A 23,686-nucleotide genomic window follows, 5' to 3' on the forward strand; every position below is an offset into this window, starting at 1 on the left:
TTTTCAGCCATTTTCTTTTGATAAAAAAATAGAGGCTTAAAAAAGCCTCTATGTATTAAAATTTTACTCTTAAGGTAATTGTTGCAACGCTTCAATGCGTTTTTCCAACGGCGGGTGGCTTAAGAACAATTCTTTTAAGCCGCCACCACGTTTACCGTTAATAGCAAATGCCGCCAAGGTGGAACCTTCCAACTCTTCCGGCTCATGCAAATTTTGTAAGCGTTTTAGCGCATCAATCATTTTTTGCTTACCCACTAAATTCGCTGAACCTGCATCTGCTCTGAATTCGCGTTGGCGGGAGAACCACATGGCGATCATGCTTGCCAAGAAACCAAATACTACTTCAAGCACCATCGAAACTAAGAAATAGATCCCGGAATTGCTCGAGCTTTCACTGCCCTGATTGCGGGAGTTCGCCACCACGTTTGCAATGATACGTGATAAGAAAATCACGAAAGTATTCAACACACCTTGCAATAACGCCATGGTCACCATATCGCCGTTTTTAATATGACTAACTTCGTGCGCCAAAACAGCCTCAGCTTCGCCACGGGTCATTTTATTTAACAAACCGGTACTCACCGCCACTAACGAATTGTTTTTGCTTGCGCCGGTGGCAAACGCATTTACATCAGCAGAATGGTAAATCGCTACTTCCGGGCGTGGTAAACCGGCACGATCCGCTTGTGAATATACGGTATCCAACAACCAACGTTCTGTTTCGTTTCTCGGTTGTTGAATCACTTCAGCACCCACAGAACGAATTGCCATGGTTTTGGACATAAATAGAGAAATAATCGAACCCGCAAAACCAAATAGTGCGGCAAACAGCATTAAACCGCTCGCATCACGAGATTGAATGCCGGTTAACGATAAAATGATGTTAAAAACCAACAATACTGCCATGTTGGTGGCAAGGAAAAGTAAAATGCGCATCATAGATGAAAAACTCCTAAATAAAACAGTAATAAAAACACGCTTGGCTATAATGGCGACAAAAAAAGGAAAATCAAGTATGCCAATGAATTCAATGAGAAAAAATGTTGTTTTATTGGAAAAAGAGAAAAGTGCGGTGGTTTTTAACCGTGTTTTTGAAAAGGAAAAGAGAGTTGGTCGATAAGCCGGGTTCTGTCGTGGACAATCATTCATCTAGGCGCATATTTACACATACGCTCAAGCAACCTACCCGAATCCTGAACGGGCCATTCATTGGATTCCTATTTGGTCTTGCTACGAGTGGAGTTTACCCTGCTGCCAACCGTTACCGGTGGCACGGTGCGCTCTTACCGCACCCTTTCACCCTTACCTGATCCCTTGCGGGCCATCGGCGGTTTGCTCTCTGCTGCACTTGTCGTAGGCTCTCGCCCCCCGGACGTTATCCGGCACTCTGCCCTGTGTAGCCCGGACTTTCCTCCCGCCTACTTGTCCCCTAGGTTACACTTGCGCGAATTTAAGGGCTTCAATAGACCGGCGATTGCCTGACCAACTCAGGCGCGCAGTATAGCTTAAATTCAAGGTGAAATATAGTGTTAAGTAAAAAGTTGGGCTAGAATGAACGCCACAAAAACAGGCCTAAAAAACACCGCACTTTTGTGCCACATAAGGAAACTTCAATGAATTATTTACAGATTGCCCGAGAAACCCTGGGCGTTGAAGAAAAAGCCCTCGGGCAACTCAGCGAAAAATTAGACGACACCTTCACTGACGTTGTTGATTTAATTTTAAATTGCAAAGGACGCTTAGTGATCGGTGGTATCGGCAAATCCGGTTTAGTGGGGAAAAAAATGGTCGCCACCTTTGCTTCCACCGGCACACCAAGCTTTTTCTTACACCCTACAGAAGCCTTTCACGGCGATTTAGGTATGCTGAAACCCATTGATGTGGTGATGCTCATTTCCTACAGCGGCGAAACCGACGATGTCAACAAACTCATTCCAAGCTTAAAAAACTTCGGCAATAAAATCATTGCGCTCACGTCCAATAAAAATTCTACTTTAGCGCGCCATGCGGATTATGTGTTGGACATTAGCGTAGAACGGGAAGTCTGCCCGAATAACCTTGCCCCGACCACTTCCGTGGTTGTGACCATGGCATTAGGCGATGCGTTGGCGGTTTGTTTAATGCGCGCCCGTGATTTCCAACCGGAAGATTTTGCGAAATTCCATCCGGGCGGCAGCTTAGGCCGCCGTTTGTTATGCCGTGTCAAAGATCAAATGCAAACCCGTTTACCAATCGCTACGTTGAATACCTCCTTCACCGATTGCTTAACCATTATGAACGAAGGGCGTATGGGCGTGGCGTTAGTTATGGAGCAACAGCAATTACGCGGCATCATCACCGATGGCGACATTCGCCGTGCATTAACGGCCAACGGTGCCAATACGCTTAGCAAAACCGCACAGGAATTGATGACCTCTCATCCGAAAACCATTCATCAGGATACCTATTTATCTGAAGCGGAAAATTATATGAAAGCGCACAAAATTCACTCTTTGGTTGTGGTAGATGATGCGCAAAATGTGGTTGGTTTAGTGGAGTTCTCAAGCTAATGACAACAGAATTACAAGAAAAATTAAAACAGGTGAAATTCGTTATCACCGATGTGGACGGCGTATTAACGGACGGTTTACTGCACTACGATGCGAACGGCGAAGCGCTCAAAAGTTTTCATGTGCGCGATGGTTTAGGTATTCGGATGTTGATGGAAGCCGGCATTCAGGTCGCTGTGTTATCCGGACGTGATTCGGCAATTTTGCGCAAACGCATTGCCGATTTAGGCATTAAACTCGCTTTTTTAGGCAAGCTGGAAAAAGAAAGCGCCTGTTTTGAATTATGCCGCCAAACCGGCGTTAAGCCGGAGCAAACGGCTTACCTTGGTGATGACAGCGTTGATCTCCCCGCTTTTACTGTTTGTGGACTTTCCTTCGCGGTTGCCGATGCGCCGGAATATGTCAAAAACTGCGCCGATTACACCTTAGGGTTAGGCGGTGGCAAAGGCGCCTTCCGTGAAATGTCCGATATGATTCTAAACGCCCAAGGCAAAGCGGAAATTTACAATTCAGCGCAAGGATTTTTGAAGACGGCGAAAAAGATGGCACAGTAAAAACGCCGTGAAAAACGACCGCACTTTTTGATTCATATCGTGGGCGGATATTAAATCTGCCCTACTTTGCTATTCATCCATTCCCTCCATTCTTAAATAAAATTTTTATTTCATCTTGACTTTAAATATTTGTACTAGTTTAATAGTGCAAAATTTATTTCATGCTTTTAAGGAAATGAGAATGTCTTCCGCTTTTATTCAAACTTTTACGCAAAACGTACCTTATCACAGCGACCCTACCGCCATTTTCGCAACATTATGTGAAAACAAACCGAATACGCTACTTTTAGAATCTGCCGAAATTTCCAGCAAAAACAGTCTGAAAAGTTTATTACTCGTTAATGCGGCCATGAAAATTTCCTGTTTGGGACAAACCGTCACTTTTCATGCGTTGACCGACAACGGCGCCGCAGTGTTACCGTTAATTGCGCAAAAGCTCTCGGCACAGGTAAACGTAACATCCCAAACAAGCAGCGAACTGCAAGTGGAATTCAAACCTGTCGACAATAATGCAGACGAAGACAGCAAATTATTGGCGCACAGCATTTTCGACGGGTTGCGTTGTTTCACCGATCTTTATCAGGCAAGCTCATTGCCGGTTTTTTTAGGTGGGTTATTCGCCTATGACTTGGTGGCAAATTTCATTCCGATGGAAAATATCACTTTGCAAGATGATGGCATTACCTGCCCTGATTATTGCTTTTATTTAGCGGAACAATTACTGGTGATCGACCATCAATTGCAACAAGCGGAATTACAAACCTTTTGTTTTGCACAAAATGCGTTGGCAACACTGCAACAGAACACCCAAGAGATTGCCAAAAAACTCTTGGAAATTCGACCGCACTTAAGCCTCAAACCGGCTTCTACCGAGGTTGCCATTAATTTAGATGATGATAAATTCAAAAAAATTATTGAACGCCTGAAGCAGCATATTTATTGCGGCGACGTATTTCAAATCGTGCCGTCCCGTCGTTTCTCCCTTGAATGCCCGAACACGTTGGCGACTTATCGTCAGTTAAAACAGAACAACCCAAGCCCGTATATGTTCTTTATTCAAGACGAGGATTTCACTCTGTTCGGTGCTTCACCGGAAAGTGCCTTGAAATATTCGCAAACTACCCGTCAGTTGGAGATCTACCCGATTGCCGGTTCCCGCCCGCGAGGTTTTGATGCTGACGGCAATATCGATCCCGAATTGGATTCCCGTTTGGAACTGGAATTGCGTTTAGATCATAAAGAACAGGCGGAACATTTGATGTTGGTGGATTTAGCGCGTAACGACATCGCCCGCGTGTGCGAAAGTAAAACCCGCCATGTAAAAGATTTAATGCAAGTAGATCATTATTCGCACATTATGCACCTTGTCTCTCGCGTAGTGGGTAAACTTCGCCCTGAACTGGATGCGTTACATGCTTATCAAGCCTGCATGAACATGGGCACGCTAACCGGTGCACCGAAAATCAAAGCTATGCAGCTAATTTATCAATTTGAACAACAAAAACGCCACAGTTACGGTGGCGCCGTAGGCTATTTACAATCTGATGGCAATTTTGACACCTGTATTGTGATTCGCTCTGCCTTCGTGCAAAACGGTATTGCCCATGTGCAAGCCGGTTGTGGCACGGTGTTGGATTCCGATCTGCAAATGGAAGCCGATGAAACCCGTCACAAAGCCCGAGCGGTCATCAACGCTATCGTACAAACCAATAAGAAAGCGAATCAATAGGAGTGAGATCATGGCAACCATTTTATTTTTAGATAACTTTGATTCCTTTACTTACAATTTGGTGGATCAATTTCGCGGATTGGGACATCAGGTTCACATTTACCGCAACGATTGCGATTTAGCGATTTTAGAAAAAAACGCCTTGGCGCAACCGGATACGATTCTTGCCCTCTCCCCCGGGCCGGGCACCCCGGATGAAGCGGGAAATATGATTCCGTTGATTAAGCGATTAATCGGCAAAGTACCGATGTTGGGTATTTGTTTGGGGCATCAAGCGTTAATTGAAGCCTTCGGCGGCAAAGTCGTTCATGCGGGTGAAATTTTGCACGGCAAAGTGTCCAGAATTGAACACGACAATGAAGCCATGTTCAAAGGTTTGACCAACCCGATGCCGGTAGCGCGGTATCATTCCCTTATGGGGATTAATTTACCCGATGAATTGATTCCGAACGCCTCTTATAATGGCATTAATATGGCAATTCGCCACCGCACTTTGCCCATTTGTAGCTTCCAATTCCACCCCGAATCTATTTTAACAGTGCAAGGGGCGCAGTTATTGGCGCAATCGGTGGAATGGTTGTTGAAACGGAATTAATATACCACGTCCTCTCTTTAGCAAAGAGGGAGATTTTAAATAGAAAAGGACAAAACATGATCACAGTATATGGCTTAAAACGTACCCTCTCCCCTCGCAAATCCGCTGTAGCAGAGGTGATTTATAACTGCCTGGAGCTCGGTTTAGATGTTGCCAAAGGCAAGCACGCGCTTCGTTTTATTTGTTTGGAAGACGACGATTTTTACTATCCGCATACCACAAACCGTACCGACAATTACATGGTGATTGAAATCAATTTAATGCAAGGTCGTTTGGAGCAAACCAAAAAGCGTTTAATCAAAATGTTGTTCAGCGAATTTGAATACAAATTAGGCATTAGCCCGTTTGACGTGGAAATCACCATTAAAGAGCAACCGGCGCATTGTTGGGGCTTCCGTGGTATGACCGGCGATGAAGCGCGCGATTTGGACTACGATATTCATAAATAAGGACAAGGATGATGGAAAACCAAGCTCTATTAGAAAAACTTTATGGCGCACAAACCTTAACCGCCTCGGAAAGCGAAGCCTTATTTAACGCCATCATGTTGGGTGAATTAAGCAACGAACAAATCGCCGCCATGTTAGTGGCACTGAAAGTGCGTGGTGAAACCATCGATGAAGTCAACGGTGCCGTATTAGCCGCCGTTAAAAATGCCAAACCATTTCCAACACCCGATTACCCCTTTGCTGACATCGTCGGCACAGGCGGTGACGGTGCCAATACCATCAATATTTCTACGGCGTCCGCTATTGTCGCGGCCACTTGTGGTGCCAAAGTAGCAAAACACGGCAACCGTAGTGTTTCCAGTAAAACCGGTTCAAGTGATTTATTGACCGCACTTGGCGTCAATATTGCCATGTCTACAGAACAAGCCCGTAAAGCATTGGACGACATTGGCATCAGCTTCTTGTTTGCACAGCAATATCACCCGGGCTTCAAATATGTGGTGCCGGTACGCCAAGCCTTAAAAACCCGTACGCTCTTTAATATTCTTGGTCCGCTTATTAATCCGGCACGTCCGAAACGTCAATTACTCGGCGTTTATTCTCCCGGACTGATTGATATTTATGCCAAAACTGTTGCTCAATTAGGTCACGAACACACGATTATCGTGCACGGCAGTGGCTTAGACGAAGTGGCAATTCATGGTGTGACAGACGTGGCGGAAGTGCGTAACGGCAAGATTGAACGCTATACCCTAACGCCACAGGATTTTGGTTTCCAAGTCAAACCGCTAGAAAGTTTGCGCGGTGGCGAACCAACAGAAAATGCGCAAATGATTACCGCACTTTTACAAGGCAAAGGCAAAGCGGAACACAACCAAGCCGTTGCCATGAACACCGCCCTCTTACTAAAATTGTTCGGACAAGAAAACATTAAACAAAATGCACAACAGGTGTTGGATGTCATTGCACAAGGCAAACCGTTTGAAACTTTACAAAAATTAACGACCTATTAATTTAAAGACTCGTTTTCAAAAATAAGACATAAACATGATCACACAAGACTTTTCCAAACCCCTTGAAGCCGCCACGGTGTTACAAAAAATCGTGCTCGATAAAGCCGAATGGATAAAAACCAAAGAAGCGGAATTTCCGTTAAGTGAATTTGAAAAAAACATTCAAAAATCCGACCGCTCTTTTTATGATGCGTTGGCAAAAGGCACGCACCAAAAACCGGCGTACATTTTAGAATGTAAAAAAGCCTCGCCTTCCAAAGGATTGATTCGTAGCGAATTTAAACCGACAGAAATTGCACAGGTCTATAAAAACTATGCCAATGCGATTTCTGTGCTGACAGATGAAAAATACTTCCAGGGCGATTTTGCCTATATCAAACAAGTTCGCGACGTTGTCACACACCCGGTATTGTGCAAAGACTTTATGATCAGCGAATACCAGGTTTATTTGGCACGGTTTTACCAAGCCGACGCGATTTTACTCATGCTTTCTGTGGTGAATGATGAGACTTATCGTATTTTGGCGGATTTGTCACATTCTCTTGGCATGGGCGTGTTGACCGAAACCAGTAACGAAGAAGAATTTGAACGCGCCTTGGCGTTAGGGGCGAAAATTATCGGCGTGAATAATCGTAATTTGCACGATTTAAGCGTGGATTTAAACCGCGTGGTGACATTAACCACCCGATATGCCGACCGCATTCCTGCCGATGTGCGAATCATCAGCGAATCAGGCATTTACAATCATCAGCAAGTACGCGAATTGCAACACGTTGCCCACGGTTTTTTAATCGGTAGCAGTTTAATGGGCAACCTCGATTTGAACAACGCTGTGCGCGAAGTGATTTTCGGTGAAAATAAAGTGTGCGGTTTAACCCGTGCGCAAGATGTAAAAACCGTTTACGACAGCGGCGCATTGTACGGCGGACTGATTTTTGTCGAAAACTCCAAACGTTGTGTCAGTTTACGCCAAGCCCAAGAACTGGTGACAGCCGCCCCACTTCGTTTTGTTGGAGTGTTTCAAAATCAAGACATTGATTTTATCGTGAAAATCGCGCAGCAATTACAGCTCTATGCCGTTCAGTTGCACGGAGATGAAACACCGGAATTTATCACCGCACTTCGCGCCGAATTGCCTAAAAATATTCACATTTGGAAAGCCATTTCCGTGGATGTAACCCATAAAAGTGCGGTGGTTTTTGACGACGTTTTTGCGGTTGACCGTTTTGTTTTCGATAGCAAGTCGGGCGCACAACAAGGCGGTACGGGTGAGACTTTCGATTGGTCGCTGATTCCTGCCCATCTGAAACATAAAATTATTCTGGCGGGTGGCATTACCCCTGATAACATTGAAGATGCATTGGCACAACATTGTGTCGCGGTTGATTTGAATTCTGGTGTGGAACGTGCGCCCGGCGTGAAAGATGCCGAAAAAGTGCGGTCGGTTTTTGCAAAGATTTTATAGCATCACAAAACCACACAATAAATAATGGCGCACAATGTCCAATGTGCGCCTTTTTCTTTTCTTAAGTCAGCCTTTTCTGCGATCAAATCCTTTTCTCTCCAACTCCAAATAAAATTTAATACCTCGTTATAGTTACAATAATTTAACAAATGAGAATAACTCTCAATTATTTTGTAAAAACAAAAGGTTACATCTTATATTCAGATAAAAAGTAGGGATATTCTTGATGACGATCAAATAATCTTCCACCTTATGAGCATATCATAGCACCGATAACCATGTATAAAATGTGTGAATTGGAGTGAATATATGCAACGAAGCGATGGATTATTTTCTGCCTTAGCCGATGTTTCCCGCCGGGATTTCATGAAATTATGTACCGCACTTGCGGCAACAATGGGGCTAAGTAGTAAAGCCGGTGCACAAATGACAGAAGCCTTAACTGCACCCGCTCGCCCGCCGGTGTTATGGATTGGTGCACAAGAGTGTACGGGATGTACGGAATCTCTACTACGTGCCACTCACCCGACGGTGGAAAATTTAGTATTGGAAATGATTTCCTTAGAATACCACGAAGTCCTCTCTGCCGCGTTTGGGGAACAAGCTGAAGATAATAAACATAATGCTATGCATAAATATTATGGCAAATATGTTTTAGTCGTAGATGGTTCTATTCCGGTGAAAGACGGTGGTGTTTATTGTATGGTCGCCGGTAAACCGATTGTAGAACATATTCAAGAAGCAGCAAAAGGCGCTGCGGCGATTATTGCTATCGGTTCTTGTGCCGCCTGGGGTGGTGTGCCATCTAGCGGTGGTAACCCAACCGGCGCCAGCAGCTTGTCTGAAGTATTACCGAAAGGTACGCCTATCATTAACATTCCGGGCTGTCCGCCGAATCCACATAACTTCCTTGCAACAGTTGCTTACATTCTTACTTATAAGAAACTGCCGGCAATAGACAAACTCAATCGTCCATTATTCGCTTACGATCGCTTAATTCACGAAAACTGCTATCGCAGACCGCACTTTGATGCAGGTCGCTTCGCCAAAGAATACGGCGATTACGGTCACCGTAACGGTTGGTGTTTATACCATCTTGGCTGTAAAGGCCCGGAAACTTACGGTAACTGCTCTACCTTAGAATTCTGTGATGTCGGTGGTAATAACTGGCCGGTCGGTATTGGTCATCCTTGCTATGGTTGTAACGAAAAAGGTGTGGGCTTTACCAAAGGTATTTTCCAATTAGCGGGCGTAGAAAACCCAACACCACGCGTTGAAAAACCTGATGTCAACAATACCGAAGGTTCAGGTGCAACTATGACCGCTATTGGTTTATTAGGCGGTGCTGCTGCCATCCTTGCCGGTGTCAGTGTTGTCACCTTACGCGAATTAAGTGTTCAACATAAAGCCCGTTCCGAAGCCAAAGCAGCAGAGAAAGAACAACATACAGGTAAATAACATGGATAGACGAAAATTTCTAAAAGCCGGTGTGCTTGGCGGAATTGCTTCCACCTTGCCTGTGTCGAGTGCGCAGGCATCGGAAGTGGTTGAGCCTATTCCCGGTGCACTCGGAATGCTTTACGACTCTACCCTTTGTGTAGGTTGTCAGGCATGCGTGGCTGAATGTCAAAACGTGAACCACACACCAGTAAACCCGAAAGGTGATCAAATCTGGTCAAATAACGACAAGCTCACGCCGTTTACCCGCAACATCATTCAAGTTTGGAGCGATGGCGATGGTAAAAATAAAGACCAAACAGAAAATGGCTATGCTTACGTTAAAAAACAATGTATGCATTGCGTCGACCCAAACTGTGTTGCAGTTTGCCCAGTGCAAGCCCTTACCAAAGATCCAAAAACAGGTATCGTGAAATACGATCCCGACATTTGTACCGGTTGCCGCTATTGCATGGTGGGTTGTCCTTTTGATGTACCAAAATACGACTATGACAATCCATTCGGTGAAATCAGCAAATGTGAACTCTGTAACCAAAAAGGTGTTGAACGCTTAGACAAAGGCGAATTACCAGGCTGTTGTCATGTTTGTCCAACGGGTGCCATTATTTTCGGTACAAGAGAAGAATTATTGGCGGAAGCCAAACGCCGCTTAAGTTTATTGCGCGGTACTGAATACGATTATCCACGTCAACACGTCAATAGTACGGATAAATACCGCGCTACCGTGCCGGCATATCAATACCATATTTACGGTGAAAAAGAAGGCGGTGGCACACAAGTTCTTGCTTTAAGTGGTGTACCATTTGAAAATCTTGGCTTACCACCTCTAGATGAAGTGGCAACAGGTTCTCGTGCTGCGCATTTACAACACTTCTTATATCGCGGCTTGGCTTTGCCATTAGTGGCACTCGCCGGTCTTACCTTTATGACTTACAAAAATATGCATGGCGATAAGATTGCCGAGCGTATTGCAGCACAAAAAGAAGCCATGCGTCAGGCACGCAAGGAAATTGAAGAAGCGGAGGATGAGCATCATGAGTAATCCACGTCCGGTGGGAGGTCGCCTTGTTTCTGCCGCAATTCTCTTTTTTGCACCACTTGCCGTACTTTGCGTTTTATTAATTTTAAAACGTTTAGTTTTCGGTATCGGTTCCGTGACCGCACTTAATGGCGGTTATCCTTGGGGTTTATGGATTGCCTTTGACTTGCTTGTCGGTACAGGGTTTGCCTGTGGTGGTTGGGCATTAGCTTGGACTGTGTATATTTTCAATAAAGGGAAATATCATGCTCTTGTGCGCCCGGCATTGCTTGCCAGTCTCTTCGGCTATTCTCTTGGTGGTTTATCCATTACCATTGATATGGGTCGTTATTGGCACTTGCCGTATTTCTATGTTCCAGGGCAGTTCAATACCAATTCCGTGCTGTTTGAAACGGCATTTTGTATGACGGTGTATATCATTGTCGTCACTTTAGAATTTGCGCCGGTGTGGCTTGGTTTCCTTGGCTTGAAGAAATGGTTTAATAAGCTGAATAAAATTATGTTCTTCATTATTGCCTTGGGTGCCTTGTTACCGATGATGCACCAATCTTCAATGGGTTCCTTGATGATTGTAGCAGGCCACAAAGTACATCCGGTATGGCAAAGTTATGAAGTGTTACCGATTCTCTCCTTGCTTACGGCTTTCATTATGGGCTTCTCTATCGTGATATTTGAAGGTTCCTTAGTGAAAGCCGGTCTTGCAGGAAAAACACCAGATGAACGCCATTTATTTACTCAATTGGCACGCGTTACCGCAGGATTAATTTTCTGTTTCTTAGCGGTGCGTTTTGGTGAGTTGATTTATCACGACAAACTGCAAATGGTTGTGGGTTTCGATAAATTAACTAAATTTGAAGCATGGATGTTCTGGATGGAAGTCTGGTTGATGGTATTACCGTTACTTACCCTCTTCCTCGGAGAGAAAAAATCAGATTCCCGTTGGTTATTTATTTCGGCATTAAGCATGTTACTCGGTGCAGCATTATGGCGTATGAACTACTCTCTCATCATGTATAATCCGGGCAATGGCTATCAATATTTCCCATCAGCGGAAGAATTGCTTATTTCAATCGGTTTCGTCTCTATTGAAGTTGTAGCCTATATTTTAATCATTCGTTTATTCCCTGTATTGCCGGTATTTAAAGAAAAACATGCCGAAGACTCAGAAAAAATTATTGCCGAAAAAGCGGCATTCAGTAAAAAACTTAGCGGAGCAGAATAATGTCAGAAAAAAAACGTATCTCAATTGATCCGATTACCCGTATTGAAGGTCATTTACGTATTGATTGCGAAATTGAAAACGGCGTCGTCACCAATGCTTGGTCATCCGGTACCATGTGGCGCGGTATGGAAAATATCGTAAAAGGTGCCGACCCACGTGATGCATGGATGATTATGCAACGTATCTGTGGCGTATGTACCACAGTACATGCGATTATCAGCGTGCGTGCCGTAGAAGATGCTATTGGTGCTAAAGTTCCCGTAAATGCACAGTACATTCGTAACATGATTCTTGCTGCACACAGTATCCATGACCATATCGTGCATTTCTATCAACTCTCCGCGATGGACTGGGTGGATATCACCTCTGCGCTACAAGCTGATCCTGAAAAAGCAGCAGATATGCTAAAAGGCGTTTCTACATGGTCATTAAACAGTGCTAACGAATTCCGCAATGTACAGAAAAAAATTCAAGCATTAGTGGACAGCGGACAACTTGGTATTTTTGCTAACGGTTATTTCGGTCATGCTGCAATGAAACTTCCACCAGAAGTAAACCTCATTGCCGTAGCGCACTATTTGCAAGCGCTTGAATGTCAACGTGATGCTAACCGTGTAGTCGCATTACTCGGTAGTAAAACACCACACATTCAAAACTTGGCGATTGGTGGTGTAGCAAACCCAATTAACTTGGATTCCCAAGCTGTGCTTAACCATGAACGTCTTATGTTCGTGAAAGCTTGTATCGATCGCTTAACTGACTTCATCAACCAAGTGTATAAAGTAGATGCGGCGGTATTTGCGGCTTACTATCCTGAATGGTTAAGCTTGGGTAAAACATCGGGTAACTACTTATCTGTGCCAGAATATCCAATTGATGCGGACAATTCTAAATTCATGTTGAAAGGTGGTTACGTTGAAAATGGTGATTTATCCACTTTCCGTCCTATCGACCAACAAAAAGATGAGTTCGTTGTAAAAGGAATCAAAGAGAGCGGTAAACACGCTTGGTACGAAGATGATGAACCATTAGAACCTTGGGCTGGCTTAACTCGTCCTAAATACACTGGCTGGCAAGATGACGGTAAATATTCTTGGGTAAAAGCCCCTACCTTCTACGGTAAAGTCGTCGAAGTGGGTCCTCTCGCCTATTTAATGTGTGGTTTAGCAGCAAATGACACGCCAACCGTTAGCCATTTCAATGAATTAAAAGGCATTTACGAAAAATTGACCGGTAATACTTTAACCACCGATCAATTACATTCTACCCTTGGACGTATTATCGGTCGTACCGTGCATTGCTGTGCGATCAACGACATTTTAAGCGCTCAATGGCAAATGCTCATTGATAATATCGCTAAAGGTGATATGACGGCTTATATCAAAACGGATATCCCAGCAAGCGGCGAGTTCCGTGGTGTTGGTTTTGGTGAAGTACCACGCGGTATGCTTTCTCACTGGGTTGTGATCAAGGACGGTCGCATCGAAAACTATCAAGCGGTTGTACCATCCACATGGAATGCCGGTCCACGTAATGAACAAGACCAAATGGGTCCCTATGAGCTTTCCATTATTGGTACACCGGTGGCAGATCCGACTAAACCATTGGAAGTGGTTCGAACCATTCACTCATTCGACCCTTGTATGTCATGTGCCGTACATGTGGTTAACACAGAAAATGGTGAAGTGACTGAAGTGAAGGTGTTGTAATGAAGCCGTTAATTCTTGGTGTCGGCAATATTTTGTTAAGTGATGAAGGTGTCGGTGTGCGCGTTGTGCAGGAGCTTGAAAAACGTCCTGAAATTCAACCGCACTTTGACATCATCGATGGTGGTACTTGTGGCATGGAATTACTGGATGCGATGGCAAATCGCAAGCATTTGATTATCGTCGATGCCGTGCTTGCCAATAAGCAACCGGGTGAAATTATCGTATTACATGACGAACAAGTGCCGACGTTTTTCTCGCGCAAAATCTCGCCACATCAACTGGGTATTTGTGATGTCCTTTCCGCTCTCAAACTGACGGATGAATTTCCACAAAATCTTTGTCTCATCGGTATCCAGCCAGAATCTTTGGAAGCCGGTATCGGATTAACGGAAACGATACAAAAAGCATTACCGAATGTTTTTGTAACCTTGAATCAAGTAGTAAAAGAATACGGTTTGAACTTAAACACCCCTCTTTAGAAAAGAGGGGCTGGGGAGATTTGACCTAATTAATAATAGAGATAGGTGTTAAATCTTCCCTAACCCCTCTTTACGAAAGAGGGGAATTTTCTTTAAGATTTCACCTACTATTCTTTAATCTTATTAATATTGACAAACAACCATGTACCGACACGAAAAAACACCTGAAAATACCACCGCACTTTTAACCTCCGTTACCGGCTTTGATGAAAACCCAACGGATCTCTTTCTTGCTGAAATGCAAAAAATTGTTCCTGAAATGCAAGATCTCCCCTTCTTTCATCACAATATTGAATGTTTCTGCCCAAAATTCGTTTTATTTGAAGGACAATGGGTCGGCTCGGTGTTAACCCCATGGATGATTAGCGTCGTTATTCTGCCGGGCCCGCAACAAACGTGGGAACCGCGAGAGTTAGGAGATAAAATCACCGTGCAACTGCCTTACAAAGCCCTTACTTTCACGGTCAGTGGCGTTGAAACCGTACCGCAATATTTAAGCTGCTCCTTGCATTCCCCGCTTGATCCGAATCTTACCAACGAACAAGCCATCCAACTGACACAGGATTGCCTACGCATGATTTTATCCATGCCAACCAAACAAGCGACGTTTGATCCAGATCGCCGCAATTTATTTAAAGCAATGGTAAAATAAGCGCGAATTTTTAATTGGAGTAAATGAATTATGTGTTTAGGCGTGCCTGGTCAAATTGTAAAAATCGGCGACAGCGCATTACAACTTGCCACTGTTGATGTTTGCGGTGTGCAACGTGAGGTAAATATTTCCCTTATCTGCAGCGATGACCCCAAACCTCTGCTGGGCAAATGGGTTCTAGTCCATGTTGGTTTCGCGATGAGCATCATTGATGAAGAAGAAGCCAAACAAACTCAAGAAGCCCTGCTTGCCATGAGCCAGCTGGAACATGAAGTGGGCGATTTTTTGGGATTGAATCAGGAGTGATAGAGGAAAATGCGGTCGGAATTTGAAGTATTTTTCTAGGTGGAAAATAGTTGAAAACTTGACTACACTTTTATTAATAAATTAAATAGGAACTAGCAGATAGCGCGCCATTGGCGCTCTTATCTATCACGCCATTGAACAATAATTTGTCCTTTAGATGCATATTTTGATTTGAGAATGTTTTTAGCATCACTTTCAGATTCAGCTTTCACTTTACAACTTGTTACTGTTCTATTTGTTCCGTCAGCGTTTGCATAAGTATAATGAAGCCAATACTCTTTCATCATTTTACCTCTTTTCGTTTTAATAAATTAACTTTTAACAACAGCAATAACACTTCCCATCGGGTACATCGATTTTGCTTTCTGTCTTGCTTCACATGTACTATGGGAAAGAATATTTACCACTATTTTTGATTGATAATCCCCTTTTTTCTTAAGGAGAGTAACACGATAATTAGTAATGGTATTCCTCCTATTTATTATCAAATCTATCTAAAGTAGCTTTCGCTCTATCTCTTTGTTCTGAAGTAGAGTTTGGGTTATTTAAAATTTTTTTAGCAGCCTCAATACTCATCAGGATCCCAATATTTCCAACCCCTTTTACCAAGGCAGCTGTTCCATGAAAAGCTTTATTCATAATTCCTTCCTCTTCTCGAAATTTTTTAAAGCTGCCTGAAAAATCAAAAAATGCCATCATTTTCTCCTACGGTAAGTTACTTTTTTCTAAATTGTAATTTAGGCTCAAAAATGTCACAATCAACAAAGTATAGAGGTTATCCACCCAGATTATTTATATACCAACCCTAAAAGTAGTGAAACAATGAAAACAAATGAAAAAATCCGACAATTAAGAGAAAACCGTCAATGGACTCAAGAAGAAATGGCAACAAAATTAAGCATGTCTACAAATGGCTATGCGAAAATTGAACGAGGAGATACACGTTCAAATTTAGACAGGCTTGAACAGATTTCTGAAGTTTTTGGAATTGATATTATAGAACTATTAGCTTATGGAGAAGATGGAAAAATTAACCTGACTAATTCCGCAAATAATAACAACTACTCTTGCATTGCGTTTGGTGATACTGATTTAAAATCTGAAATTCAGCGCTTACTACTAATTATTTCTCATAAAGAAGAACTGATTGAAAGCCAAAAGAAGGAAATTAAACTATTAATTGAAATGAATGAACTATTAAAAATCAAGTAGTTTCCCCCCCTGCTGGCGCAAGCATCCTTTGCTTGTGCCTTTTTGTATCCATGAATCTAAATTTTTAGCACAAGTGTGGACGCTTGCCCTATCGGGCGATTTTTTAGGGTTAAATCAGCAGTAACGTGAAATTTTGAATGGTAATAAATTGAAGATAAAAGCAGGCTTTCAGCTTGCTTTTTGTTTTCATCTTTCTGTGTTTTGTTTGCAAGGTGTGCTTATTTACAATATTATTTTCCTCATTTTATTTCTAACTCCCTGGAGGCATTCATGTTTGAAATTGATTCTATTGAGCTTTTAGGCTATGTCGCAACATTCTTTGTGGCTGCATCATTTTTATTTAAATCCATCGTTTCTTTAAGAACCGTTAACTGCATCGGGGCAATTTTATTTGTGATCTATGGTCTCCTTAAAGGTTCCTATCCCGTAGCGTTATTGAATATTTTCTTGGTTTTAGTAAACGTTTATCAATTGTGGCGCTTAAGAAATAAAAGCACAGTAGTGAGCGTGAAATAGTCACAATAGAATTTCTCTTCAAATGCGTGCAGATGGCTTATTTAATTCGTCAGACAGCACGCAACATCATTTTAAAATAACGCTCAAATCCCCTTCAAAAAAACAGCGCACTTTTCCCTTTCCTTCTGTCCTATTTCACTCAATTTATGATCTCAATCACGGTTTTGTGAAAATGACTTGGGTAGAATAAAAATCCCATATTAAATATAAGGATACGACTAATGACTTCGGCAGAACTTTTCGGTGAAGGAATTAATCTGATGTTTTCAGGGATGGGTTTTGTATTGGTCTTTTTGCTCATTTTGATCTGGGCAATCGGGCTGATGTCAAAGCTGATAAATAAATATTTTCCTGAGCCTCAACCCTCACCCAAAACGCCTTCAAATGCTACCGCACTTTCTGCGGCACCTACTGACGATTTTGAGCGTTTGCGCCCTGTAATTGCAGCGGCTATCGCGCACCATCGCCGTACCCAACAGTTCAAATAAAAATAAGGATTTTACTATGACTAAAAAAATTAAAATGACCGAACTGGTGCTTCGTGATGCTCACCAATCGCTTTTCGCGACCCGTTTACGTCTCGATGATATGTTGCCAATCGCTCAAGAATTAGACAATATCGGCTATTGGTCGTTAGAAGCTTGGGGCGGTGCAACATTTGACAGTTGTATTCGTTTTTTAGGGGAGGATCCTTGGGTACGTTTGCGTGAATTGAAAAAAGCCTGTCCTAAAACCCCGTTACAAATGCTGTTACGTGGTCAAAACCTCTTAGGTTATCGCCACTATGCCGATGACGTGGTAGAACGTTTCGTCGAACGTTGTGTGGCGAACGGTATGGACGTGTTCCGCGTATTTGATGCGCTCAACGACCCACGTAATATGAAAGCGGCGTTGCAAGCCGTGCGTAAATTCGGCGGTCATGCACAAGGGACATTAAGTTACACCACCAGCCCGGTGCACACCATGCAAACTTGGCTCGACACCACAGAACAACTCCTTGAAATCGGTATCGACAGCTTGGTCATCAAAGACATGTCAGGTATTTTGAACCCGATGGCGGCGGCAGACTTAGTGCGCGAAATCAAAAAACGTTTCGACGTGGAATTACATTTACACTGCCACTCGACTACCGGTATGGCTGAAATGGCGCTATTAAAAGCCATTGAAGCAGGCGTAGATGGTATTGATACTGCAATTTCCTCTATGTCCGGCACCTACGGCCACCCGGCAACAGAATCCATGGTCGCGACCTTACAAGGCACTGAATATGACACCGGTTTGGATATTCCGCGTTTGGAAAAAATCGCCGCCTATTTCCGTAATGTGCGTAAAAAATATGCCAAATTTGAAGGTCAGCTACGTGGCGTAGATAGCCGTATTTTAGTCGCACAAGTGCCGGGTGGCATGCTTACCAACTTAGAAAATCAATTAAAACAACAAAACGCTTCCGACAAATTGGATTTGGTTTTAGAAGAAATCCCACGCGTACGCAAAGATTTAGGTTATATTCCACTTGTTACCCCAACCTCTCAAATTGTCGGCACACAATCCGTTATTAACGTGCTGACAGGCGAACGCTATAAAACCATCGCGAAAGAAACCGCCGGTATTTTAAAAGGTGAATACGGTAAAACACCTGCACCGGTAGATAGCGCATTACAAGCTCGCGTATTAGAAGGTGCCGCTCCGGTGACTGACCGTCCTGCCGATCACATTGCGCCTGAAATGGCGAAAATTGAAGCTGAAGTTGCCGAACAAGCCAAAGCGAAAGGGGTTAAATTAGCAGACAACGCGGTGGACGATGCTTTAATCGTGGCGCTCTTCCCTCAAATCGCTTGGAAATTCTTAGAAAACCGCAACAACCCAGCAGCCTTTGAACCGGCACCAACCGGCAATGAAAGTGCGGTAGAAAATAAACCTGTTTCTAAAGCTGCACCTGCTGCTTCCGGTTCCGCCGTTTATACTGTGGAATTGGAAGGTAAAGCCTTTGTGGTGAAAGTCAGTGAAGGCGGCGACATTTCACACGTAGCCACAACCACAGCACCAGCTGCGCCACAAACCGCACCGGCGCCGGCGCCAACCAGTGGTGGCACTCCGGTAACGGCGCCAATGGCGGGTAACATTTGGAAAGTCGTGGCAACAGAAGGTCAAACTGTCGCTGCAGGTGATGTGTTATTCATTCTTGAAGCCATGAAAATGGAAACCGAAGTCAAAGCGGCACAAGCCGGTACCGTGCGTGGCATTTGTGTCAAAGCCGGCGATGCCGTCGCGGTGGGTGATACCGTTATGAACCTCGTCTAAGGAGTTACCTATGGATAGCATTATTGCATTAATTCAGGGTATGGGACTGTTCCATTTGCAATGGGGTCAAGCGGTGATGATCGCTATCAGCTTGCTCCTGTTGTGGCTTGCCATTGCACGCAAGTTTGAGCCATTGCTGTTGCTGCCTATCGGCTTTGGTGGATTGTTATCAAACATTCCCGAAGCCGGTCTCGCGATGACCGCATTGGAGAATTTACTTCATCTTGGTTCAACGGAGCAAATTGCCGTAATTGCCGCGAAATTAGGTGTCGCCGCTGATCCGGCACTCATTAAAACTGCACTTGCGACAGCCTCCGGCTCTACCGTAAATCAACTGGAAGCCTTGTCAATGGACATGGGTTACAGCGCGGGGATCTTGGCTTTATTCTATAAAGTCGCTATCGGTTATGGCATTGCGCCGTTAGTGATTTTCATGGGCGTAGGCGCGATGACAGACTTCGGTCCGTTATTGGCAAATCCGAAAACGTTACTGCTTGGTGCAGCGGCACAGTTCGGTATTTTCGCCACCGTACTCGGTGCATTGGCATTGAACTATTTCGGCATTATCGAATTCACACTCCCACAAGCGGCCTCCATCGGTATTATCGGTGGTGCGGACGGCCCGACCGCGATTTACCTCACCAGCAAACTCGCACCGGAATTGCTTGGTGCCATTGCTGTAGCGGCTTATTCCTACATGGCGTTAGTGCCCTTAATTCAGCCACCGATCATGAAAGCCTTAACCACGGAAGAAGAACGCAAGATCCGCATGACACAAATGCGTCATGTGAGCAATCGTGAAAAAGTCTTGTTCCCGGTGATTTTGCTATTGCTCGTTGGTTTACTTTTACCGGATGCTGCCCCATTGCTTGGAATGTTCTGTTTCGGTAACCTCATGCGCGTCAGTGGCGTGGTAGAACGTTTGAGCGATACTACACAAAACGCCTTGATTAACATCGTCACCATCGTGCTTGGCTTGTCTGTGGGTTCCAAACTCATCGCTGATAAATTCCTACAACCACAAACCTTGGGTATTTTAATTCTTGGCGTAATTGCTTTCGGTATCGGTACCGGCAGCGGTGTGTTAATGGCCAAATTGATGAACAAATTCAGCAAAAACAAAATTAACCCACTCATCGGCTCTGCCGGTGTGTCTGCCGTACCAATGGCTGCAAGGGTTTCTAACAAAATCGGTCTGGAAGCAGACAACCAAAACTTCCTACTCATGCATGCCATGGGGCCGAACGTTGCCGGGGTGATTGGTTCCGCCATCGCCGCCGGGGTAATGCTGAAATATGTGGGTGCCATGATGTAGCATTGAAAATGCGGCAAAAAAAGCACCGCACTTTAGGTTCATTTCAAGTAAAAAGCACGCTATTTTCTAGTGTGCTTTTTTCTTTTTCTTCAATTCATTGCAAAAAACAACCGCACTTTTTCCCACTCTCTTGTAAATTTCTTTATCAACGCGCTATATTTTTACGTACTAGTGTAGTAGTATGTTGTTCATAATAAAAAGTGCGGTCATTTTTTCAAAACAATGTTGCCGTACGCCGATTCCACAACAAGGAGAAATAAACATGACAAAAATTGCATTAGTGACAGGCGCCACCGCCGGTTTTGGAAACGCCATTTGTCGCACGTTATTGAAAGCGGGCTATTTAGTGATTGGTACAGGAAGAAGACAAGAACGTTTAGCGCAATTAGAACAAGAATACGGCAAACAATTCTTCCCTCTCGCTTTCGATATCTCCGATCGTCAAGCAACTGAAAATGCATTCAAAACGCTGCCGACAGAATTACAAGCCATCGATTTATTAGTGAATAACGCAGGTCTTGCCCTTGGCTTAGAAAGTGCAGATAAAGCCGATTTAGACGATTGGGAAAAAATGATCGATACCAACGTGAAAGGTTTAGTCACCATAACGCGTTTAGTGTTGCCGCAAATGGTGGCGCGTAATCAAGGGCATATCATCAATTTAGGCTCAATTGCCGGCAATTATGCCTATCCGGGCGGTAACGTTTACGGCGGCACGAAAGCTTTCGTGAAACAATTCAGTTTAAACCTCCGCGCAGATTTGGCCGGCACCAATGTGCGTGTTTCCAATGTAGAACCGGGACTATGTGGCGGCACGGAATTTTCCAACGTTCGCTTTAAAGGCGATGATGCGCGCGCCGATAAAGTATATGAAAACGTGCAATATGTCACACCACAGGATATCGCCAATATCGTGTTATGGCTCAATCAACAACCGGAACATGTGAATATTAACCGAATTGAAGTCATGCCGACGGCGCAAACTTTCGCGCCATTAAATGTGGCAAGAAATGGCTAACAAAAAAGGAAACTACATGTCAGACACGATTTTAAACCCTTATTTTGGGGAATTTGGCGGAATGTATGTGCCGGAAATTTTAGTACCTGTGCTTCAACAATTAGAAAAAGCGTTTATTGAAGCGCAACATGACCCAGAATTTCAGCGTGAATTTCAGGATCTCCTGAAAAATTATGCCGGCCGACCGACCGCACTTACACTTTGCCGTAACTTAACCAAAGGCACCAAAGCAAAAATTTATTTAAAACGGGAAGATTTGCTCCACGGCGGTGCTCATAAAACCAATCAAGTTTTAGGTCAGATTTTACTCGCAAAACGCATGGGCAAAACCAGGATTATCGCGGAAACCGGTGCAGGTCAGCACGGTGTCGCTACTGCCCTTGCTTGCGCCATGTTGGATATGCCTTGCCGCATTTACATGGGCGCCAAAGACGTAGAACGCCAATCACCCAATGTATTCCGTATGCGCTTAATGGGGGCTGAAGTGGTGCCGGTGCAAAAAGGCTCTTGCTCCTTAAAAGATGCGTGCTGTGAAGCCATGCGTGATTGGTCGGCAAACTATGAAACAACCCATTATTTATTGGGTACGGCGGCAGGTCCTCACCCCTTCCCAACCATTGTACGCGAATTCCAAAAAATGATTGGCGAAGAAACCAAACGTCAAATCTTAGAAAAAGAAGGTCGTTTGCCGGATGCGGTGATTGCGGCGGTGGGTGGCGGTTCAAATGCAATCGGTATGTTTACGGATTTCATTGATGAACCGAATGTGCGTTTAATTGGCGTAGAACCTGCCGGTCACGGCATTGAAAGCGGTGAACACGGCGCGCCGTTAGGCCATGCGAAAGTGGGTATTTATTTCGGGATGAAATCGCCCTTAATGCAAACAAAAGACGGCCAAGTGGAAGAATCCTACTCGATTTCTGCGGGGCTAGACTTCCCTTCTGTCGGCCCGCAACACGCTTATTTGCAAAGCATTGGTCGCGCGGAATACCCAAGCATTACCGATGATGAAGCCTTAAATGCGTTCCAAGCACTGGCAAAACATGAAGGTATTATTCCTGCGTTAGAAAGTTCTCATGCACTGGCGCACGCATTAAAAATGATTCATCAGGAACCGAATAAAGCACAAATTTTGGTGGTGAATTTATCCGGTCGTGGCGATAAAGATATTTTTACCGTAGATAAAATTTTAAATGAAAAAGGAATGCAATTATGAGCCGTTTTGAAACGACCTTTTCCCGATTAAGCGCAAAAAAAGAAGGCGCATTCGTTCCTTTCGTTACCTTGTGCGACCCGACCTTTGATCGTTCTTTTGAAATTATTTGTACCCTCGTCGATAACGGCGCGGACGCATTGGAATTGGGCTTCCCGTTTTCTGATCCGTTATTAGACGGTCCTGTTATTCAGGCTGCCAATAATCGTGCGCTCAACGCCGGGCATAGCACGGAAGACAGCTTTAAATTGCTTGCCAAAGTGCGGTCAAAATACCCGGAGATTCCCATCAGCCTATTACTTTGCGCGAATTTAATTTTTACCAAAGGCTTGGATAATTTTTATCAACGTTGTTCGGAAGTCGGTGTGGATGCCGTTTTAGTGGCGGATATTCCATTATTGGCAAAAGAAGACTATGTCCAAGCAGCCAAAAAACACGGTGTTCAGCCCGTCTTTATTTGCCCGCCGAATGCGGATGAAAAAACGATTAAAGGTGTGGCTGAAAGCAGTGAAGGTTATACGTATTTGGTCTCGCGTGCCGGCGTGACCAGCGCAGAAAACCAAGCTCACGCGGCTAACTTAGATACCCTTGTAGAGCAACTCAACGCTCACCATGCTCCGCCTATTCTACAAGGTTTCGGCATCGCCCAACCGGCGCAAGTAAAAGAAGCACTTCAACTTGGCGCAGCCGGTGCGATTTCCGGTTCGGCAACCGTAAAAATCATTGAGCGAAATTTAGAAAATCACGCCCAATGTTTAACGGAACTCGCTGAGTTTGTTCGCAATATGAAAGCGGCGACAAAATAATGTAAAAAGTCACCGCACTTTTCCTTTCCCTTATCAAAGGCCGATGTTAATTTGGCCTTTTTCTTTACAATTTATTAACTCATTGA

The 23,686-nt window shown here is 44.1% G+C and carries 25 protein-coding genes and 1 other RNA gene; 22 read left to right on the top strand and 4 right to left on the bottom strand.

Annotated features, from left to right (window positions below; translation table 11 throughout):
- Window positions 1-69: 69 nt before the first annotated feature.
- Both htpX and rnpB read right to left on the bottom strand, forming a co-directional pair.
- Window positions 70-939 (bottom strand): protease HtpX, encoded by an 870-nt coding sequence (htpX, locus tag LQ983_RS00880; protein WP_111294469.1) that lies wholly within the window; start codon window positions 937-939, stop codon window positions 70-72.
- A 162-nt stretch (window positions 940-1,101) separates the two neighbouring features.
- Window positions 1,102-1,490: RNase P RNA component class A (gene rnpB, locus LQ983_RS00885), an RNA gene on the bottom strand.
- A gap of 123 nt (window positions 1,491-1,613) precedes the next feature.
- On the opposite strand from rnpB, the gene LQ983_RS00890 reads away from it, so the two are divergent.
- From LQ983_RS00890 to hybG, 14 genes are all read left to right on the top strand, one after another.
- Entirely contained in the window at window positions 1,614-2,549 is a 936-nt protein-coding gene (locus LQ983_RS00890) for a KpsF/GutQ family sugar isomerase (RefSeq protein ID WP_230621309.1), read from the top strand.
- Window positions 2,549-3,103, top strand: coding sequence for an HAD family hydrolase (locus LQ983_RS00895; protein ID WP_230621310.1), 555 nt, complete (start codon window positions 2,549-2,551; stop codon window positions 3,101-3,103). Before LQ983_RS00890 ends, LQ983_RS00895 begins: the two co-directional genes overlap by 1 nt.
- A gap of 181 nt (window positions 3,104-3,284) precedes the next feature.
- Entirely contained in the window at window positions 3,285-4,832 is a 1,548-nt protein-coding gene (gene trpE / locus LQ983_RS00900) for an anthranilate synthase component I (RefSeq protein ID WP_111294475.1), read from the top strand.
- Window positions 4,833-4,842: 10 nt separating this feature from the next.
- Window positions 4,843-5,427: an aminodeoxychorismate/anthranilate synthase component II gene (locus LQ983_RS00905; protein WP_012771484.1), complete on the top strand. Its 585-nt coding sequence runs from the start codon at window positions 4,843-4,845 to the stop codon at window positions 5,425-5,427.
- 56 nt (window positions 5,428-5,483) lie between these two features.
- The gene (locus LQ983_RS00910) at window positions 5,484-5,876 is read left to right on the top strand and encodes a tautomerase family protein (RefSeq protein ID WP_005703192.1); all 393 of its coding nucleotides are present in this window, start codon (window positions 5,484-5,486) and stop codon (window positions 5,874-5,876) included.
- A gap of 11 nt (window positions 5,877-5,887) precedes the next feature.
- A complete protein-coding gene (gene trpD, locus LQ983_RS00915; RefSeq protein WP_111294479.1) occupies window positions 5,888-6,889 on the top strand; it encodes an anthranilate phosphoribosyltransferase in 1,002 nt (333 codons plus the stop codon).
- 34 nt (window positions 6,890-6,923) lie between these two features.
- On the top strand, window positions 6,924-8,354 hold the full coding sequence (trpCF, locus tag LQ983_RS00920; RefSeq protein ID WP_230621311.1) for a bifunctional indole-3-glycerol-phosphate synthase TrpC/phosphoribosylanthranilate isomerase TrpF: 1,431 nt from the start codon (window positions 6,924-6,926) through the stop codon (window positions 8,352-8,354).
- 309 nt (window positions 8,355-8,663) lie between these two features.
- Window positions 8,664-9,812, top strand: coding sequence for a hydrogenase 2 small subunit (hybO, locus tag LQ983_RS00925; protein ID WP_230621312.1), 1,149 nt, complete (start codon window positions 8,664-8,666; stop codon window positions 9,810-9,812).
- A 1-nt stretch (window position 9,813) separates the two neighbouring features.
- A complete protein-coding gene (gene hybA, locus LQ983_RS00930) occupies window positions 9,814-10,854 on the top strand; it encodes a hydrogenase 2 operon protein HybA (RefSeq protein WP_230621313.1) in 1,041 nt (346 codons plus the stop codon).
- The gene (gene hybB, locus LQ983_RS00935; protein WP_230621314.1) at window positions 10,847-12,073 is read left to right on the top strand and encodes a Ni/Fe-hydrogenase cytochrome b subunit; all 1,227 of its coding nucleotides are present in this window, start codon (window positions 10,847-10,849) and stop codon (window positions 12,071-12,073) included. Before hybA ends, hybB begins: the two co-directional genes overlap by 8 nt.
- Complete coding sequence (gene hybC, locus LQ983_RS00940) at window positions 12,073-13,782, top strand: hydrogenase 2 large subunit (RefSeq protein ID WP_230621315.1); 1,710 nt, start codon at window positions 12,073-12,075, stop codon at window positions 13,780-13,782. Before hybB ends, hybC begins: the two co-directional genes overlap by 1 nt.
- The gene (locus LQ983_RS00945; protein ID WP_230621316.1) at window positions 13,782-14,261 is read left to right on the top strand and encodes a HyaD/HybD family hydrogenase maturation endopeptidase; all 480 of its coding nucleotides are present in this window, start codon (window positions 13,782-13,784) and stop codon (window positions 14,259-14,261) included. Before hybC ends, LQ983_RS00945 begins: the two co-directional genes overlap by 1 nt.
- Before the next feature lie 142 nt (window positions 14,262-14,403).
- The gene (gene hybE / locus LQ983_RS00950; protein ID WP_230621317.1) at window positions 14,404-14,913 is read left to right on the top strand and encodes a hydrogenase-2 assembly chaperone; all 510 of its coding nucleotides are present in this window, start codon (window positions 14,404-14,406) and stop codon (window positions 14,911-14,913) included.
- A gap of 30 nt (window positions 14,914-14,943) precedes the next feature.
- A complete protein-coding gene (hybG, locus tag LQ983_RS00955) occupies window positions 14,944-15,219 on the top strand; it encodes a hydrogenase maturation factor HybG (RefSeq protein ID WP_230621318.1) in 276 nt (91 codons plus the stop codon).
- 119 nt (window positions 15,220-15,338) lie between these two features.
- Here the strand turns inward: hybG and LQ983_RS00960 are convergent, their stop codons facing one another.
- Together LQ983_RS00960 and LQ983_RS00965 are read right to left on the bottom strand one after the other, a co-directional pair.
- Complete coding sequence (locus LQ983_RS00960; RefSeq protein WP_165818832.1) at window positions 15,339-15,506, bottom strand: hypothetical protein; 168 nt, start codon at window positions 15,504-15,506, stop codon at window positions 15,339-15,341.
- Between the two features lie 187 nt (window positions 15,507-15,693).
- On the bottom strand, window positions 15,694-15,918 hold the full coding sequence (locus LQ983_RS00965) for a hypothetical protein (protein WP_230621319.1): 225 nt from the start codon (window positions 15,916-15,918) through the stop codon (window positions 15,694-15,696).
- A 123-nt stretch (window positions 15,919-16,041) separates the two neighbouring features.
- On the opposite strand from LQ983_RS00965, the gene LQ983_RS00970 reads away from it, so the two are divergent.
- The 8 genes from LQ983_RS00970 (at window position 16,042) to trpA (ending at window position 23,600) form a co-directional block, all read left to right on the top strand.
- On the top strand, window positions 16,042-16,431 hold the full coding sequence (locus tag LQ983_RS00970; RefSeq protein ID WP_021615347.1) for a helix-turn-helix domain-containing protein: 390 nt from the start codon (window positions 16,042-16,044) through the stop codon (window positions 16,429-16,431).
- Between the two features lie 270 nt (window positions 16,432-16,701).
- Window positions 16,702-16,947, top strand: a complete 246-nt coding sequence (locus LQ983_RS00975; RefSeq protein ID WP_006718279.1) for a YgjV family protein — start codon at window positions 16,702-16,704, stop codon at window positions 16,945-16,947.
- A gap of 221 nt (window positions 16,948-17,168) precedes the next feature.
- Complete coding sequence (locus LQ983_RS00980; RefSeq protein WP_230621320.1) at window positions 17,169-17,435, top strand: oxaloacetate decarboxylase subunit gamma; 267 nt, start codon at window positions 17,169-17,171, stop codon at window positions 17,433-17,435.
- A gap of 16 nt (window positions 17,436-17,451) precedes the next feature.
- Window positions 17,452-19,248, top strand: a complete 1,797-nt coding sequence (gene oadA / locus LQ983_RS00985) for a sodium-extruding oxaloacetate decarboxylase subunit alpha (RefSeq protein WP_230621321.1) — start codon at window positions 17,452-17,454, stop codon at window positions 19,246-19,248.
- Window positions 19,249-19,258: 10 nt separating this feature from the next.
- Entirely contained in the window at window positions 19,259-20,563 is a 1,305-nt protein-coding gene (locus LQ983_RS00990) for a sodium ion-translocating decarboxylase subunit beta (protein WP_230621322.1), read from the top strand.
- 262 nt (window positions 20,564-20,825) lie between these two features.
- Window positions 20,826-21,581 (top strand): SDR family oxidoreductase, encoded by a 756-nt coding sequence (locus LQ983_RS00995; protein WP_111294503.1) that lies wholly within the window; start codon window positions 20,826-20,828, stop codon window positions 21,579-21,581.
- 16 nt (window positions 21,582-21,597) lie between these two features.
- Window positions 21,598-22,797 (top strand): tryptophan synthase subunit beta, encoded by a 1,200-nt coding sequence (trpB, locus tag LQ983_RS01000; RefSeq protein WP_230621323.1) that lies wholly within the window; start codon window positions 21,598-21,600, stop codon window positions 22,795-22,797.
- On the top strand, window positions 22,794-23,600 hold the full coding sequence (gene trpA / locus LQ983_RS01005) for a tryptophan synthase subunit alpha (protein WP_230621324.1): 807 nt from the start codon (window positions 22,794-22,796) through the stop codon (window positions 23,598-23,600). Before trpB ends, trpA begins: the two co-directional genes overlap by 4 nt.
- Window positions 23,601-23,686 lie beyond the last annotated feature (86 nt).

The organism is Aggregatibacter sp. Marseille-P9115 (assembly GCF_920939465.1).
GTDB lineage: Bacteria > Pseudomonadota > Gammaproteobacteria > Enterobacterales > Pasteurellaceae > Aggregatibacter > Aggregatibacter segnis_B.

What these genes read in the sequence shown, in the direction of transcription:
- htpX (WP_111294469.1), bottom strand. Translation starts at nt 939, where the DNA reads ATGATGCGCATTTTACTTTTCCTTGCCACCAACATGGCAGTATTGTTG.
- LQ983_RS00890 (WP_230621309.1), top strand. Translation starts at nt 1,614, where the DNA reads ATGAATTATTTACAGATTGCCCGAGAAACCCTGGGCGTTGAAGAAAAA.
- LQ983_RS00895 (WP_230621310.1), top strand. Translation starts at nt 2,549, where the DNA reads ATGACAACAGAATTACAAGAAAAATTAAAACAGGTGAAATTCGTTATC.
- trpE (WP_111294475.1), top strand. Translation starts at nt 3,285, where the DNA reads ATGTCTTCCGCTTTTATTCAAACTTTTACGCAAAACGTACCTTATCAC.
- LQ983_RS00905 (WP_012771484.1), top strand. Translation starts at nt 4,843, where the DNA reads ATGGCAACCATTTTATTTTTAGATAACTTTGATTCCTTTACTTACAAT.
- LQ983_RS00910 (WP_005703192.1), top strand. Translation starts at nt 5,484, where the DNA reads ATGATCACAGTATATGGCTTAAAACGTACCCTCTCCCCTCGCAAATCC.
- trpD (WP_111294479.1), top strand. Translation starts at nt 5,888, where the DNA reads ATGGAAAACCAAGCTCTATTAGAAAAACTTTATGGCGCACAAACCTTA.
- trpCF (WP_230621311.1), top strand. Translation starts at nt 6,924, where the DNA reads ATGATCACACAAGACTTTTCCAAACCCCTTGAAGCCGCCACGGTGTTA.
- hybO (WP_230621312.1), top strand. Translation starts at nt 8,664, where the DNA reads ATGCAACGAAGCGATGGATTATTTTCTGCCTTAGCCGATGTTTCCCGC.
- hybA (WP_230621313.1), top strand. Translation starts at nt 9,814, where the DNA reads ATGGATAGACGAAAATTTCTAAAAGCCGGTGTGCTTGGCGGAATTGCT.
- hybB (WP_230621314.1), top strand. Translation starts at nt 10,847, where the DNA reads ATGAGTAATCCACGTCCGGTGGGAGGTCGCCTTGTTTCTGCCGCAATT.
- hybC (WP_230621315.1), top strand. Translation starts at nt 12,073, where the DNA reads ATGTCAGAAAAAAAACGTATCTCAATTGATCCGATTACCCGTATTGAA.
- LQ983_RS00945 (WP_230621316.1), top strand. Translation starts at nt 13,782, where the DNA reads ATGAAGCCGTTAATTCTTGGTGTCGGCAATATTTTGTTAAGTGATGAA.
- hybE (WP_230621317.1), top strand. Translation starts at nt 14,404, where the DNA reads ATGTACCGACACGAAAAAACACCTGAAAATACCACCGCACTTTTAACC.
- hybG (WP_230621318.1), top strand. Translation starts at nt 14,944, where the DNA reads ATGTGTTTAGGCGTGCCTGGTCAAATTGTAAAAATCGGCGACAGCGCA.
- LQ983_RS00960 (WP_165818832.1), bottom strand. Translation starts at nt 15,506, where the DNA reads ATGATGAAAGAGTATTGGCTTCATTATACTTATGCAAACGCTGACGGA.
- LQ983_RS00965 (WP_230621319.1), bottom strand. Translation starts at nt 15,918, where the DNA reads ATGATGGCATTTTTTGATTTTTCAGGCAGCTTTAAAAAATTTCGAGAA.
- LQ983_RS00970 (WP_021615347.1), top strand. Translation starts at nt 16,042, where the DNA reads ATGAAAACAAATGAAAAAATCCGACAATTAAGAGAAAACCGTCAATGG.
- LQ983_RS00975 (WP_006718279.1), top strand. Translation starts at nt 16,702, where the DNA reads ATGTTTGAAATTGATTCTATTGAGCTTTTAGGCTATGTCGCAACATTC.
- LQ983_RS00980 (WP_230621320.1), top strand. Translation starts at nt 17,169, where the DNA reads ATGACTTCGGCAGAACTTTTCGGTGAAGGAATTAATCTGATGTTTTCA.
- oadA (WP_230621321.1), top strand. Translation starts at nt 17,452, where the DNA reads ATGACTAAAAAAATTAAAATGACCGAACTGGTGCTTCGTGATGCTCAC.
- LQ983_RS00990 (WP_230621322.1), top strand. Translation starts at nt 19,259, where the DNA reads ATGGATAGCATTATTGCATTAATTCAGGGTATGGGACTGTTCCATTTG.
- LQ983_RS00995 (WP_111294503.1), top strand. Translation starts at nt 20,826, where the DNA reads ATGACAAAAATTGCATTAGTGACAGGCGCCACCGCCGGTTTTGGAAAC.
- trpB (WP_230621323.1), top strand. Translation starts at nt 21,598, where the DNA reads ATGTCAGACACGATTTTAAACCCTTATTTTGGGGAATTTGGCGGAATG.
- trpA (WP_230621324.1), top strand. Translation starts at nt 22,794, where the DNA reads ATGAGCCGTTTTGAAACGACCTTTTCCCGATTAAGCGCAAAAAAAGAA.